Annotated in this window: 14 protein-coding genes; 4 read left to right on the top strand and 10 right to left on the bottom strand. The window is 66.1% G+C overall.

All coding sequences use genetic code 11. The annotated features are described in order from the left end of the window. Window positions 1-362: 362 nt before the first annotated feature. From ABQ039_RS12250 to grxD, 3 genes are read right to left on the bottom strand one after another with little or no spacing between them, the layout of a single operon-like run. A complete protein-coding gene (locus ABQ039_RS12250) occupies window positions 363-962 on the bottom strand; it encodes a YhgN family NAAT transporter (RefSeq protein ID WP_006450537.1) in 600 nt (199 codons plus the stop codon). After that, window positions 959-1,702: an SDR family NAD(P)-dependent oxidoreductase gene (locus ABQ039_RS12255; protein ID WP_102256524.1), complete on the bottom strand. Its 744-nt coding sequence runs from the start codon at window positions 1,700-1,702 to the stop codon at window positions 959-961. Before ABQ039_RS12255 ends, ABQ039_RS12250 begins: the two co-directional genes overlap by 4 nt. After that, a complete protein-coding gene (gene grxD / locus ABQ039_RS12260) occupies window positions 1,699-2,019 on the bottom strand; it encodes a Grx4 family monothiol glutaredoxin (protein ID WP_006450539.1) in 321 nt (106 codons plus the stop codon). The genes ABQ039_RS12255 and grxD overlap by 4 nt, the downstream gene beginning before the upstream one ends. A gap of 121 nt (window positions 2,020-2,140) precedes the next feature. Between grxD and ABQ039_RS12265 the strand changes: the two genes are divergently transcribed. Beyond that, entirely contained in the window at window positions 2,141-2,719 is a 579-nt protein-coding gene (locus ABQ039_RS12265) for a superoxide dismutase (protein WP_024937960.1), read from the top strand. A 136-nt stretch (window positions 2,720-2,855) separates the two neighbouring features. Here the strand turns inward: ABQ039_RS12265 and ABQ039_RS12270 are convergent, their stop codons facing one another. Together ABQ039_RS12270 and purE are read right to left on the bottom strand one after the other, a co-directional pair. Beyond that, the gene (locus ABQ039_RS12270; RefSeq protein WP_184609171.1) at window positions 2,856-4,001 is read right to left on the bottom strand and encodes a 5-(carboxyamino)imidazole ribonucleotide synthase; all 1,146 of its coding nucleotides are present in this window, start codon (window positions 3,999-4,001) and stop codon (window positions 2,856-2,858) included. Continuing rightward, a complete protein-coding gene (gene purE / locus ABQ039_RS12275; RefSeq protein WP_016901088.1) occupies window positions 3,998-4,501 on the bottom strand; it encodes a 5-(carboxyamino)imidazole ribonucleotide mutase in 504 nt (167 codons plus the stop codon). Before purE ends, ABQ039_RS12270 begins: the two co-directional genes overlap by 4 nt. 58 nt (window positions 4,502-4,559) lie before the next feature. Here purE and ABQ039_RS12280 point away from each other — a divergent pair, with 58 nt between their 5' ends. The 3 genes from ABQ039_RS12280 (at window position 4,560) to ABQ039_RS12290 (ending at window position 6,819) form a co-directional block, all read left to right on the top strand. Beyond that, complete coding sequence (locus tag ABQ039_RS12280) at window positions 4,560-4,829, top strand: Trm112 family protein (protein ID WP_024937963.1); 270 nt, start codon at window positions 4,560-4,562, stop codon at window positions 4,827-4,829. A gap of 20 nt (window positions 4,830-4,849) precedes the next feature. Then, window positions 4,850-5,710: a carboxylating nicotinate-nucleotide diphosphorylase gene (gene nadC / locus ABQ039_RS12285; RefSeq protein ID WP_374057866.1), complete on the top strand. Its 861-nt coding sequence runs from the start codon at window positions 4,850-4,852 to the stop codon at window positions 5,708-5,710. A gap of 62 nt (window positions 5,711-5,772) precedes the next feature. Beyond that, window positions 5,773-6,819, top strand: coding sequence for a DUF2272 domain-containing protein (locus ABQ039_RS12290; protein WP_104569831.1), 1,047 nt, complete (start codon window positions 5,773-5,775; stop codon window positions 6,817-6,819). A 224-nt stretch (window positions 6,820-7,043) separates the two neighbouring features. Here the strand turns inward: ABQ039_RS12290 and pnp are convergent, their stop codons facing one another. From pnp to infB, 5 genes are all read right to left on the bottom strand, one after another. Continuing rightward, a complete protein-coding gene (pnp, locus tag ABQ039_RS12295) occupies window positions 7,044-9,158 on the bottom strand; it encodes a polyribonucleotide nucleotidyltransferase (protein ID WP_054592535.1) in 2,115 nt (704 codons plus the stop codon). Window positions 9,159-9,327: 169 nt separating this feature from the next. Continuing rightward, the gene (gene rpsO, locus ABQ039_RS12300) at window positions 9,328-9,588 is read right to left on the bottom strand and encodes a 30S ribosomal protein S15 (protein ID WP_003485583.1); all 261 of its coding nucleotides are present in this window, start codon (window positions 9,586-9,588) and stop codon (window positions 9,328-9,330) included. Window positions 9,589-9,745: 157 nt separating this feature from the next. Further along, on the bottom strand, window positions 9,746-10,672 hold the full coding sequence (gene truB, locus ABQ039_RS12305) for a tRNA pseudouridine(55) synthase TruB (protein WP_184609168.1): 927 nt from the start codon (window positions 10,670-10,672) through the stop codon (window positions 9,746-9,748). 80 nt (window positions 10,673-10,752) lie between these two features. Beyond that, window positions 10,753-11,145: a 30S ribosome-binding factor RbfA gene (gene rbfA / locus ABQ039_RS12310; protein WP_024937968.1), complete on the bottom strand. Its 393-nt coding sequence runs from the start codon at window positions 11,143-11,145 to the stop codon at window positions 10,753-10,755. Window positions 11,146-11,286: 141 nt separating this feature from the next. Next, window positions 11,287-13,995, bottom strand: a complete 2,709-nt coding sequence (gene infB / locus ABQ039_RS12315; protein WP_054592534.1) for a translation initiation factor IF-2 — start codon at window positions 13,993-13,995, stop codon at window positions 11,287-11,289. Window positions 13,996-14,066 lie beyond the last annotated feature (71 nt).

The raw sequence follows: 14,066 nt of genomic DNA on the forward strand, positions 1-14,066 counted from the left end.
GCGCGGCTGGTTGCTGCCGCAACGGTTAACAACAGATTAACACGCTAAGGCCTGATTGTGACGGCGGCGTGACAAAGTTCGCGCGGTGCAACATGAACTTCGCATGTGAAGGCCTAAACGCCAGCTTGCGCAAAGTCGCGCGGCATTTGCGACTGGCATCGCGCTATCGAGCTGGCCTGTCGCAAACCGGCAACGTTTGGCCTGAAAACGCAGCGCTGGCTATCGGCCGCCATCCCGCGCTGTGGTCGCCAGACACCGCCAGCCGCTCATGCCACGGGTCGGCGACGCGGCTTCAAAGCCCGCCAGGCATCCAACAAGCCGTCCCCATGCCACGCACCCTGCCCGCCCATCGCCAACTGGACTCAGATCGACACCGGCAGCTTGAAATAAGTGCCAAGGCCGTCCAGGAACATCTGCACCGAAATGGCCACCAGCAACATGCCCATCAGGCGCTCGATCGCGGTCAGTGCACGATGACCGAGCAGTTTGTACAACAGCGGGGCCGAGGCCAGGATGGTGGAAGCACCGATCCAGGCGATCATCAGCGCCAGGCTCCAATCCCATAACCGGGTGGGCTCGTTGCTGCCCATCAGCATCACTGCGGCCATGCCGGACGGGCCGGCCACCAGCGGGATCGCCAGCGGCACGATGAAGGGCTCGCCGTCGGGGATCTCGCCCATCAGGCCTTCCGGGCGCGGGAAGATCATGCGGATGCCGATCAGGAACAGCACGATGCCGCCGGCGATCGCCACCGATTCCTGGCGCAGATGCATCAGCTCCAGCGCGTACTTGCCGCCCCACAGGAACGCCATCAGCACGAACAGGGCGATCAGCAACTCGCGCGCGAGCACGAAGCGCTGGCGCTTGGGCGGCAGCGGCTTGAGCACGCTGAGAAACACCGGAATGTTGCCCAGCGGGTCGAGGATCAGGAACAGCAGCAGTGCCGCCGACAGAATGGTCACGCGGAAGGACTCCAGATCGCGCCGCGGTGCGCGCCACCGGCCGTGGACAACAGGGTGACGCAGGCGGCGGCATAGCGCGTGGGGTCCAGCGCTTCGCTGTCTTCCTGATGGGTGAAGGCGCGCGCGCGCAAGGCGGTGCGCATCGGGCCGGGCTGCAATCCGCTGATGCGGACCGGGCCGGCGACGGTTTCGTGATGCAGGCTGGCGAGCAGGCCACGCTGTGCATGCTGGGCAGCGCCATAGGCACCCCAGTACGCCTGGCCAACACGTGCCGGGTCATCGACGACGAAGACCACCGCCGCATCGCCTTGCTGCCGCAACAGCGGCAGGCAGGCCTGGGTCAACCAGGCGCGCGCGGTGAGGTTGATATGGAGGTTGCGTGCGAAGTCGGCAGGCGCCGCGAGTTCGGCCGGGGTCAAGCCGGCGAAATCGGCGGCGCAGTGCAGCAGACCGTGCAGGCCACCGAGCTCGGACTGCAGCCGCTGCGCGAGCGTGGCGTAGTCGTCCGGCGTGGCGCCGGCCAGATCCAGCGGATACAGCAACGGCTCCGGACCCAGCTTGGCGACCGCGTCGTAGATGCGCTCCAGCGGGCGCAGCTTGCGGCCGAGCAACACCACGGTCGCACCGGCGGATGCGCACGCCTGCGCCGCCGCGCTCCCCAGCCCGCCGGCTGCACCGGTGATCAGCACCACGCGGCCGGCAAGTGCCGCCGCGTCGGGCCGGGCCTGCGCCAGACTCACGGCTGGTAGGCCTCGCTGACGATGCGCTTGAGCTCGCCGGCCTCGAACAGTTCCAGCGTGATGTCGCAACCGCCGATCAGCTCGCCGTGGATGAACAATTGCGGGAAGGTCGGCCAGTTGGAATAGCGCGGCAGATTGGCGCGCACTTCGGGCTCTTCCAGCACATTGACCGTGCGCAACTGATCGGCGCCGGCAGCCACCAGGGCCTGCACGGCGCGGCTGGAAAAACCGCACATCGGAAATTGCGGGGTGCCTTTCATGAACAGCACGATCGGGTGTTGTTCGACTTCGGCCTGGATCCGTTCCATCACCGGCATTGGACTCTCCTGACTGGGAGCGGCAGGCCCGACCGCCGGGTCGGATAGACTTCCGCAAAGGCGCGCATTGTAAGCCTTCAGCGCGACCTGTCGCCGCACTCCCTTCGCTGCCCTTGCCATCATGCCGATCGAACACCTTGCACTGCCCTACTCCCGCGTCGCCCTGGAGCCGCATCTGTCTGCCGCCACATTGGAGGCGCACCACGGCGTCTGTCACCGCAGCGAGGTCGATCGGCTCAATGCGCGCATCGAAGGCAGCGAGTTCGCCGAGCTGACGCTGGAAGACATCATCGCGCAGGCGCAGGGCACGCTGTTCCATCTGGCTGCGCAGGTGTGGAACCACAATTTCTATTGGCAGTGCCTGCGCCCGCGCGGCGGCGGTGAGCCGCTGGGCCGGCTGGCCGACCGCATCGCCAAATCGTTCGGCGACTTCGTGCATTTCAAGCAGGAATTCAACCGCGTCGCCCTGGGCAGCTTCGGCTCGGGCTGGGTGTGGCTGGTGCAGCGCCCGGATGGCGCACTGGCGATCGTCGCCACGCCGAATGCGTCCACGCCGCTCACCGGGCCGGACACCCCGCTGCTCGCCTGCGACCTCTGGGAGCACGCCTATTACCTGGATTACCGGCAGGACCGCGCGCAGTACCTGGACGCGTTCTGGAAGCTGATCAACTGGGAGTTCGTGGCCAGCCGGTTGGGTTAGCCGCTTGCGCCGTTGCAACAGGTCGACGATCAGGTGACCTGCTGCAACAGCGTCCGGCGGCGTCGCGCACTGCGTGCATCTTCGCCACGGACCTGCGCATCGGCGAGGCCAGCAGTGCCACCGATGGCTCTGCGAATCACCCTTCGCTCAAGCGCGCGAGCACCGGTCCGACCTGCGCATCACGCTGCAGCGCGGCGCCTGCGTCGCTCAGGGCCCGAGCAAGCAGCTGTGGCGTCTCGGCGCGCAGTGTGGCATGGCCGACCTTGCGGCCCTCGCGCGATTGCTTGCCGTAGTCGTGCCAATGCCCACCGGGCACCGCCAGAAATGCAGTCGCGTCCGGCATCGCGCCCAGCCAGTTGAGCATGCAGGCATGCCCGCGCATCGCGGTGCTGCCGAGCGGCAGACCGAGCACGGCCCGCACATGATTTTCGAACTGTGAGGTCTCGGCACCTTCGATGGTCCAATGCCCGGAGTTGTGCACGCGCGGCGCCATCTCGTTGGCGAGCAACTGGCCATCGCGTACGAACAGTTCCAGCGCGAACACGCCGACGTAGTCCAGACGCTCGGCGACCGCACGCGCATGCGTCTCTGCCGCAGCCTGCAAGCCGGCATCCACACGCGCCGGCGCAAGACTGGCCGAGAGCACGCCGTCCACATGCCAGTTCTCGGTCAGCGGCCAGGCGCGGAATTCGCCATCACGCCCACGCACTGCCACCACGCTGACCTCGCGCTCGAACGGCACGAAGGCCTCCACGATCAGCCCGACCTTCGCCGCCTGCGCGCCGAGCGCGTCCCATGCGGCGTCGGCATCGGCCAGCGTCTTGATGCGGAACTGGCCCTTGCCGTCGTAGCCGAAGCGACGTGTCTTGAGCACGCACGGCGTTCCGATACGGGCCAATGCAGCGTCGAGCCCTGCACGGTCGTCGATGGCGGCGAACTCGGGCACCGGAATGCCGAGCTCGCGGAACAGGGTTTTTTCGCTGAGCCGGTCCTGCGCCACCGCCAACGCGGCAGCGCTGGGAAACACCGGCACCTGCGCAGCCAACTGCTGCGCGCCGGCGGCCGGCACGTTTTCGAAATCGAAGGTGATCACATCCACCTGTGCGGCGAATGCGGCAAGCGCGGCGGTGTCGTCAAAGGCGCCCGCCTGCAGCGGCGCCACCTGCCCTGCGCAGGCATCGGTAGCCGGGTCGAACACCCCAAACCGCAAGCCCAACGGCGCACCGGCCAACACCAGCATGCGGGCCAACTGGCCGCCACCCAGAATGCCGACTGTGGTCATTGGCGCGGGTCGTCGCTGGCCATGACATCGTCGGTCTGCCTGGCGCGGAACTGCGCCAGTGCCTGACCGATCTGCGCCTGCTCCGGCGCCAGCATCGCGGCGGCGAACAAGGCCGCATTGGCCGCGCCGGCGTTGCCGATCGCAAACGTCGCCACCGGAATCCCGGCCGGCATCTGCACGATCGACAGCAACGAATCCATGCCGTTGAGCGCCTTGGACTGTACCGGCACACCGAGCACCGGCACCGCCGTCTTGGCCGCCAGCATGCCCGGCAGATGCGCCGCGCCACCGGCGCCGGCAATGATCGCGCGCAGACCGCGTTCGCCAGCCTGCTCGGCATAGCTGAACAATACGTCCGGTGTGCGGTGCGCCGAGACCACCTTGACTTCGTAAGGCACACCCAGCGCATCGAGCTTCTGAGCTGCGTGTTGCATGGTTTCCCAATCGGAACGGGAACCCATCACGATGCCGACCAGCGGCGCGGAGTGGTTGGAGGTCATGGCCCTGCCCTGCGGTAAAGACGTATTCTAGCCATCTTCCACGCAAGACAAGACTTCGATGGATCGCAAACTGCTCGACCTGCTGTGCTCGCCCGATACCCGCCAGCCGCTCTCGCTGCTCGACGGCAAGGGCCTGGAGGCACTCAACACCGCCATCGCCGGCGGAACCCTGCAGCGTGCCGACGGCACCGCGCAGACACAGCCACTGCGCGAGGCGCTGATCACGCGCGACCGCAAGCAGATCTTCCGCGTCGACGACGGCATTCCGGTGCTGCTGGCCGAAGAAGCCATCGGCACTGCGCAGATCGCCGACTTCCCCGAAAAGTGAATCCTTCCGTTCGCACCACCATGCCGGAGGCGCCACCGGCCGCGCTGGTGGAGGCCGATGTCGCGCGCGCGCTGGCCGAGGACATCGGCAGCGGCGATGTGACCGCGGCGCTGTTGCCCGATCAGCCAGACAGCGCGTACCTGCTGTGCAAGCAGGACGCCGTGATCGCCGGGCGGCCGTGGTTCGACGCCACGCACCGCGCGCTCGATCCGCAGGTGCGGATCGACTGGCAGGTGCACGAAGGCCAGCACGTCGCCGCCGGCACGGTGCTGGCGCTGCTACATGGCCGCAGCCGCAGCCTGGTCAGCGCCGAGCGCACCTCGCTCAACTTCATGCAGACGCTATCGGCCACCGCGACCGCCACCGCTGCATACGTGGCTGCCGTGGCCGGCACCGGCACGCGCATCCTGGACACGCGCAAGACGCTGCCGGGCCTGCGCGTCGCGCAGAAATACGCGGTGCGCTGCGGCGGTGGCGACAACCACCGCATCGGCCTGTTCGACACGGTGATGCTCAAGGAAAACCATATTCGCGCCGCCGGCTCGCTGAGCGCCGCCGTGCATGCCGCACGTGCGCAGCAACCGCAGTTGCCGCTGGTGGTGGAGGTGGAAACGCTGGAGCAGCTGCACGAGGCCTTGCAGGTCGGTTGCACGCGCATCCTGATCGACGATTTCGACCCGGCGATGCGTCGCGACGCGGTGGGCATCGTTGCCGCCCTGCCGCGCGAACAACGCATCCCGCTGGAAGTCTCCGGCAGCGTTGATCTGGCCGGCATTGCCGCCATTGCAGCCGATGGGGTGGATTGCATCTCCATCGGCGGGCTCACCAAGCACGTGCACGCGGTCGATCTGTCGCTCAAACTCGGCCCACCGCCGCGCTGATTTCACGCGTGCCCGCAGCCGGCTCTGTCAGCCTGCTGCGATTGTTCTGTGCAGGATCTGCGATGACTGTAAAACCTTGGCCGTGGCTCTGTCTGGTGTTGGCCGCATGGGGCGGCACCGCGGCCGCCGCGGAAGTCTGCGATGTGCCCCCGCGCTTCGGCACCAGCCCTGCAGCGATCGCCATCGTGCGCAGTGCCTGCAACGAGCACCGCTTGTGGCAGCACCCGTTTATCGATGCCAAGGGCCGTCTGGCCAGCCTGGGCGTGACCGAGGCCGAATCGGGCTATCTGGCCGACCACGGCGTGGTCGCCTGGCAACGCGTGGCCGGCTACTGGCGTGACAGCGGCACGCTGGCATCGATGGGCGGCCGTCCCGGCGCATCGAGTTGCGCGGCACTGGATGGCACGCGCTACACCGCCAGCGATTGCCGCGCGTTCCTGATCGACAACCCGTGGTCGGCCGCCTTCATCTCGTGGGTGATGACGCAGGCCGGATTGAGCGGTTTCCACCGCTCTGCACGCCATCTGGATTACATCCGCAGCGCCTACAACGATGGCGCCAGCGGCCCGTACCAGTTCACCGACCCGGCGGTGGAAAAACCAGCCCCCGGCGATCTGCTGTGCCTGCTGCGCGGGCGCAGCGCTGCGCTCGGCTACGCCGGCCTCAAGGCCGGGCTTGGCGGCAGCGCGCCGATGCCGTGGCAATCGCATTGCGACGTGGTGATCGCCGCCAACGTCGGTGGCGATCGCACCCTGTACCTGATCGGCGGCAATGTGTTCAACACGGTGATGATGCGCAAGATGCCGCTGGACCGCGCCGGCCGAGTGGTGTTGCCGACGCCCCAATCCGACGGCAGCCAGGACCAGAGCGAAGACGGCCTGGGCATCGCCAGCGAGTGCACGCCGGCACACGAAGAACTCTGCGACTTCAATCGACGCGACTGGGCGGCCCTGTTGAAGCTGCGCCCGGATGCGGTGATGACGGCGCCACCACCGGTCGAACCGCTGCCTTCGCCAACCACCTTACCGACCACGATGCCACCGGGTTTCCCGCGCGTGGTGCCGCCGCGTCCGGAAACACAGCCCGCGCCGACACAGCAGCCCGGGTAAGCAAGGCTCAAAGCCCCGCTCCCATCCGGAGAGGGGTTGGGGTGAGGGTACGGCGGCGAAGTCTTGGCCAAGGCTCAACCACGCGAGGCTTCGTCCGTACCCTCATCCGCCCCTGCGGGGCACCTTCTCCCGCAGGAGAAGGATCAAGTCAGGCGCCCTTGCCGAACAGCCAACAAAAAAGCGGGCCGAAGCCCGCTTTTTCGTGACGCATCAACCAGCGGCGATTACTCGGCCGACGGCGGAACGCCCTCGCCTTCTTCCACTGCCTTGATCGACAGACGGATACGGCCCTGCTTGTCCACTTCCAGCACCTTGACGCGGACCAGATCGCCTTCCTTCAGCTTGTCGCCGACCTTTTCCACGCGCTCGCTGGAGATCTGCGAGACGTGCACCAGGCCGTCCTTGCCCGGCAGGATGGTGACGAACGCACCGAAGTCCATGATCTTGGCGACCTTGCCTTCGTAGATGCGGCCCGGCTCCACGTCCGAGGTGATCTGCTCGATGCGCGACTTCGCAGCTTGCGCGGCAATCGCATTGACCGAGGCGATGATGATCGTGCCGTCGTCCTGGATGTCGATCTGGGTACCGGTTTCCTTGGTGATGGCCTGGATGGTCGAGCCGCCCTTGCCGATCACTTCGCGGATCTTGTCCGGGTGGATCTTGATGGTCAGCAGACGCGGCGCGTAGTCGCTCAGTTCCTGACGCGGAGTGGTCAGCGCATGCGCCATCTCGCCGAGGATGTGCAGACGGCCGGCCTTGGCCTGCTGCAATGCCTGCTTCATGATTTCTTCGGTGATGCCTTCGATCTTGATGTCCATCTGCAACGCGGACACGCCTTCGGAAGTGCCGGCCACCTTGAAGTCCATGTCGCCGAGGTGATCTTCGTCACCCAGGATGTCCGACAGCACCACGAAGTCGTTGCCCTCCTTGACCAGGCCCATCGCGATACCGGCGACCGGCGCCTTGATCGGCACACCGGCGTCCATCAGCGCCAGCGAGCTGCCGCAGACCGATGCCATCGAGGACGAACCGTTGGACTCGGTGATTTCCGAGACCACGCGGATGGTGTACGGGAATTCTTCCAGGCTCGGCATCACCGCCAGCACGCCGCGCTTGGCCAGGCGACCGTGGCCGATCTCGCGACGCTTCGGCGCGCCGAAACGACCGCACTCGCCCACCGAGTAAGGAGGGAAGTTGTAATGGAACAGGAAGTTCTCTTTGTACTCGCCCGAGACGGCGTCGATGACCTGACCGTCGCGTGCGGTGCCGAGCGTGGTGATCACGATCGCCTGGGTCTCGCCGCGGGTGAACAGCGCCGAACCGTGGGTACGCGGCAGCACGCCGGCCTTGGCGCTGATCGGACGTACGGTATCCAGTGCACGGCCGTCGATGCGCACCTTGGTGCTCAGCACCGAGCCGCGCATGGTCTGGTATTCCAGCTCGCCGAATTCCTTGGACAGGTCACCGGCAGCCCAGCCTTCGACCGTGGCGCGCGGTGCCAGCGCACCCAGCACGTCCTTCTTGATCGCCGAAATCGCGTCGCGGCGCTGCAGCTTGTCGCGCACCTGGAACGCCGACGCGAGCTGATCGCCCACCGCTTCCTTCAGCGCAGCGATCATGCTGTCGTTCTTGGCCGGAGCCACCCAGTCGGACGGCTTGGTGCCGGCTTCGACGGTCAGCTCGTTGATGATGTTGATGACCTTCTGCATCTCGCGATGGCCGAACGTCACCGCGCCCAGCATCACTTCTTCCGACAGCAGCTCGGCTTCGGACTCGACCATCAGCACCGCATTGGCGGTACCGGCCACGACCAGCTCCAGCTGCGAATCCTTCAGCTCGGTCACGGTCGGGTTGAGGATGTATTCGCCATTCTTGTAACCGACCTTCGCCGCAGCGATCGGGCCGTTGAACGGGGTGCCGGCCAGCGACAGCGCGGCCGATGCGCCGATCAGCGCGGCGATATCGCCGTCGATGTCCGGGTTCATCGACATCACGGTGGCGATGATCTGCACTTCGTTCTTGTAGTCCTCCGGGAACAGCGGACGGATCGGGCGATCGATCAGGCGCGAGATCAACGTTTCCTTCTCGGTCGCACGTCCTTCGCGCTTGAAGAAGCCGCCCGGGATGCGGCCGCCGGCGTAGAACTTCTCCTGATAATCAACCGTCAGAGGAAAGAAGTCCTGCCCTTCGCGCGCGCTCTTGGCGGCGACGGCGGTGACCAGCAGTACGGTGTCGTCGAACTTGACGATGACGGCGCCGCCTGCCTGGCGAGCGATTTCGCCCGTCTCCAGGGTGACGGTGTGCTTGCCGTACTGGAAGGTTTTGGTGATTTTTGCCACGGAGGTTTTTTCCCTTAGGTGTTGCTGTCTTCGTTGGACCGTCGTCGACCCATGCCGAGAACGGGCGGCCGGGAGGCTCCGGCCCATGAACTGCATGCTGCAGATAACGTGATGCGAATGACCAAAACAAAGCCGCGGCGCATCGCTGCGCCGCGGCGGTGTGACTCGATTAGCGGCGCAGGCCGAGCTTCTCGATCAAGGACTTGTAACGCTCGTTATCCTTCTTCTTCAGGTAGTCGAGCAGGCTGCGGCGACGGTTGACCATCTGCAGCAGGCCGCGACGGCTGTGGTGATCCTTCTTGTGGGTCTTGAAGTGGCCGGTCAGCAGCTCGATGCGCGCGGTCAGCAGGGCGACCTGCACTTCCGGCGAACCGGTGTCCTGGGCGCTGCGCTTATTGTCTTCAATAACTTTCTGGGTGTCGACGGACATGATGTTTACTCGATAGATGCGTGGTCGGCAGGAACGTGCATGACGCACCGCCGGACTCGCCGTTTGCTAGGGATGAGCGCGCTTGGCGCTGGAGGTGCCCCGATCGGGGCCGCAAAATTGTAACGTCGTGCGGGCCCGGGAACAAGTTGACTAAACCTTAACAAGCCACCGCTTCGTTCAGTCCATTGAACAATCGCTGCGGCGACAAACGCCCCTCCGCGTCCACCAGGCCTAGCCCTGAGGGGATTCCGTCGGGTCCGAACACGGCCACCTGGCCGCTCGGAAATGCGGGATCACGCAGGCGCTGGCCCATACGAAAACGCGCCGCATGCGCCGCATCGAGCGCGATCCGCGCAAAATCGGCCAGTCCGGCCTCGATCGGCAGCAATAGCTCCTGCGCGTCGGTGCCCGCTTCCAGGGCTGCCGACAGCGCTTCCAGCGTGATCATCTGCGGCGCGCGAAACGGCTCCACCCAGAGCCGGCGCAGCGAGGCGATATGCGCACCGCAGCCAAGCACCTCGCCCAGATCGCGCGCCAGGCTGCGGATATAGGTGCCCGAGCCGCAGGTCACACGCAACTGCAGCCGCGGCGCGGCGTAACCGAGCACATCGATCGCATGCACATCGACCTCGCGCACCGGCGCCTCGATCACCTCGCCACGGCGAGCCTTGGCGTACAGCGGCTCGCCACCCTGCTTGAGCGCAGAATAGATCGGCGCCTGTTGGCGGATGCGCCCGATGAAGGGCGTCAGCGCTGCACGCAGCGCGTCTTCGCCCAGTGCCGGCACCGCACGCTCGCGCAACACCTGACCATCGGCATCGTCGGTATCGGTAGTGACACCCAGCACGATCTCGGCGTCGTAGGCCTTGGCCGAACCGAGCAGCAGGCCGGCAATCTTGGTGGCCTCACCCAGACACAGCGGCAGCAAGCCGGTGGCCAGCGGATCCAGGCTGCCGGTGTGGCCGCCCTTTTCGGCACGCAACAAACGGCGCGCGGACTGCAAGGCCGTGTTGGAGCTGACTCCAGCCGGCTTGTCGAGCAACAGGATGCCGTGCAAGGGGCGATAGACGATACGGGGTTTCAACAGATCGGTGCTCGAATCGGGCACTGTGCGTGCCCGTTGAAATCGGGGCCGCTGATCGACAGGCGGCGGGCCGGCAGCGCTCAGCGCTGCTCGGCGTCCTCGTCGCTGGATGCGGCCTCGGGGCCGACATCGTCCAGGTCACGCAGCAGGTTGTCGATACGCTCGCCACGGTCGACCGAATCGTCGTAATGGAAATGCAGTTCGGGCACGTGGCGCAGCTTCATCGCGCGCGCCAGCTGCGTACGCAACTGACCGGCGATTTCCTTGAGCCCCTTGACCGCTTCGGCCGAACGCTCCTGCTGCAGCGCGGTGACGAACACCTTGGCATGCGCCAGGTCGCGGCTGATTTCGACGTCGGAAACGCTGACCGACGGCAGGCCGTGATCGCGCACGGCCGCGTGCACGATCGTGCCGAGGTCGCGACGCACCTGCGCCGAAACGCGGTCGGTGCGATGGAATGATTTGGTTGGCATGGTCGTGGACCTGGTTGATTCGGAGGGCCAGTTGGCACCGAAGCCAAAAACGGACGCGGGCGGCCATGCCGCCCTCGCCTTGCAGAACTCGCGTTGCAACTCCGCCTGGCGGAGTCCGGGGCCCGCAGGCCCCGGCAGCTGTTACAGCGTACGGGCGACTTCGATACGCTCGAAGCACTCGATCTGATCGCCGGCCTTGACGTCGTTGTACGCCTTCACGCCGATACCGCACTCGGTACCGTTGCGCACTTCCTCGACGTTTTCCTTGAAGCGACGCAGCGATTCCAGCTCGCCCTCGAACACCACGACGCTGTCGCGGAGCACGCGGATCGGCTTGCTGCGCTTCACCACGCCTTCGATGATCATGCAGCCTGCAACCGCGCCGAACTTGGAGCTGCGGAACACGTCGCGGACCTGCGCGATACCGATGATCTCTTCGCGGATTTCCACACCGAGCAGACCGGAGGCCACCTGCTTCACCTGGTCGATCACGTCATAGATGATCGAGAAGTAACGCAGATCGATGCCGTTGGACTCGACGATCTTGCGGGCCGAGGCATCGGCACGCACGTTGAAGCCGATCACCGTGGCCTTGGAGGCCGCTGCCGAATTCGCATCGGATTCGGTGATGCCGCCCACGCCGGAGTGGATCACGTTGATGCGGATGTCGTCGTTGGACAACGCCACCAGCGATTGCTTGAGCGCTTCCACCGAGCCCTGCACGTCGGCCTTGATCACCAGGTTCAGCACCTGCTGGCCTTCACCCTTGCCCATCTGGGCCAGGATGTCTTCCATACGGTTGCTGGCCGAGGCCACCAGACGCGACTCGCGACGCTTGGTTTCGCGCTGCTGTGCCACGTCCTTGGCCAGACGCTCGTCGTCGACGACCACGAAGTCGTCGCCGGCTTCCGGCACGCCGGACAGGCCGAGCACCTGTACCGGGATCGACGGGCCGGCCGAGGCCGGCTGGTGGCCGGTCTCGTCGAACAGCGCACGCACGCGGCCGTACTGGATGCCGCACACCAGGTAATCGCCACGCTTCAGCGCGCCCTGCTGCACCAGCACCGTGGCTACCGGGCCGCGGCCCTTGTCCAGCGAGGATTCGATCACGGTGCCGCTGGCGCGGCCCTCGGCCACTGCCTTGAGCTCGAGTACTTCGGCCTGCAGCGAGATCGCGTCCAGCAGCGTGTCCACACCGGTACCGACCTTGGCCGACACTTCGATGAACTGGGTATCGCCGCCGAACTCTTCGGCTACCACGTTTTCGGCCAGCAATTCGTTCTTGACCCGCAGCGGATCGGCGCCGGCCTTGTCGATCTTGTTCACCGCCACGATCAACGGAACGCCTGCCGCCTTGGCATGCGCCACCGCTTCCTTGGTCTGCGGCATCACGCCGTCATCGGCTGCAACCACCAGCACCACGATGTCGGTGATCTTGGCGCCACGGGCACGCATCGAGGTAAACGCGGCATGGCCGGGCGTATCCAGGAAGCTGATGACGCCACGGGCGGTTTCAACGTGGTACGCACCGATGTGCTGGGTGATGCCGCCGGCTTCGCCGGAGGCGATCTTGGTGCGACGGATGTAATCCAGCAGCGAGGTCTTGCCGTGATCGACGTGACCCATGATGGTCACCACCGGCGGACGCGGCGTGGCATCGCCCTGCGCATCCTCGGCATGTGCCAGCAGCGCATCCTCGAAGTCGGCATTGTCGGCACGCACGGCCTTGTGGCCGAGTTCTTCGGTCACCAGCGCGGCGGTGTCATGGTCGATGCTCTGGGTGATGGTCGCCATGACGCCCATCTTGAACAGCGCCTTGACCACGTCGCCGCCCTTGAGTGCGAGCTTCTGCGCCAGATCGGCCACGGTGATGGTCTCGCCGATCGCCACTTCGCGCACCACCGGTGCGGTCGGACGCTCGAATCCGTGCGGACCGCTGTTGCCCTGGTTGCCACCACGGCCATTGTCGTTGCCACGACGCGAGGACGACGAGCCCGGACGACCGGTCGGCTTGCCGCGCACGTTGGAACGGCGCGCGCGATCTGCCGCGGACAGGTGCAACTGCCCGGCAAAACGCTTGGTCGCATCGTCGTCCTCGACACCGGCCACCATGACGTGCGAACCGCGCGTCTTGTGCTTGGCGGCATTGGAACGGTCGTCCGGACGCGCCGGCGTGGCCGGGCGCGATGCCGGCGATGCGCCAGCCGGACGGGCCGGACGCGGCGCAGACGACGGCGACGGTGCGCGTGCGGCAGGCGCTGCAGACGGTGCGGGCGCAGCAGCCACCGGCGCCGGCGCACTGGCAGCCGCAGCGGCTTCCTCGGCAGCCTTGCGCTCGGCTTCGGCGCGGTCGCGCGCAGCCTGTTCCTCTTCGCGCTTGCGCTGGATCGCTTCGTCACGCAGGCGGTCGCTTTCGGCCAGTGCCTGCTGCTCGTCGAGATTGCGCTGACGCGAAGCGGCGAGCTTGGCCAGGATGTCGGCGCGCTCTTCGTCCGGCGTCATCGGCGCAGGACGGCCGCCGCCTTCGTTTTCGGACTTCACATAGGTGCGCTTCTGCCGCACTTCCACGTTGACTGTGGTCTTGGTGCGGCCGGCGCTGACCGTGACTTCCTGCAGCTTGCGCCGGTTGAGGGTGATCTTCTTGGCTGCTTCGCTCGCCGCTTCGGCAGGCGTCTCGGCCTTGCCATGCGTGCGACGCAGGAAGCCAAGCAGTTTCATCTTCTCGGTGCTGGTCACGACCTGGTCGGGACCGCTGAACTTCATTCCGGCCTCGGCCAGTTGAACCAGCAGTTTATCGACCGGCGTATTGACCAGTTCGGCAAGCTTGCGGATGGTGGTTTGCTGCGACATTCGGATCCTATGATCTGGTTGGCGCCCCCTCGCCCAGAGCAAGGGAAACGCTGATTCTAAGCCCTGATGGG

It is taken from the genome of Xanthomonas sp. WHRI 6108 (assembly GCF_040202385.2).
GTDB lineage: Bacteria > Pseudomonadota > Gammaproteobacteria > Xanthomonadales > Xanthomonadaceae > Xanthomonas > Xanthomonas arboricola.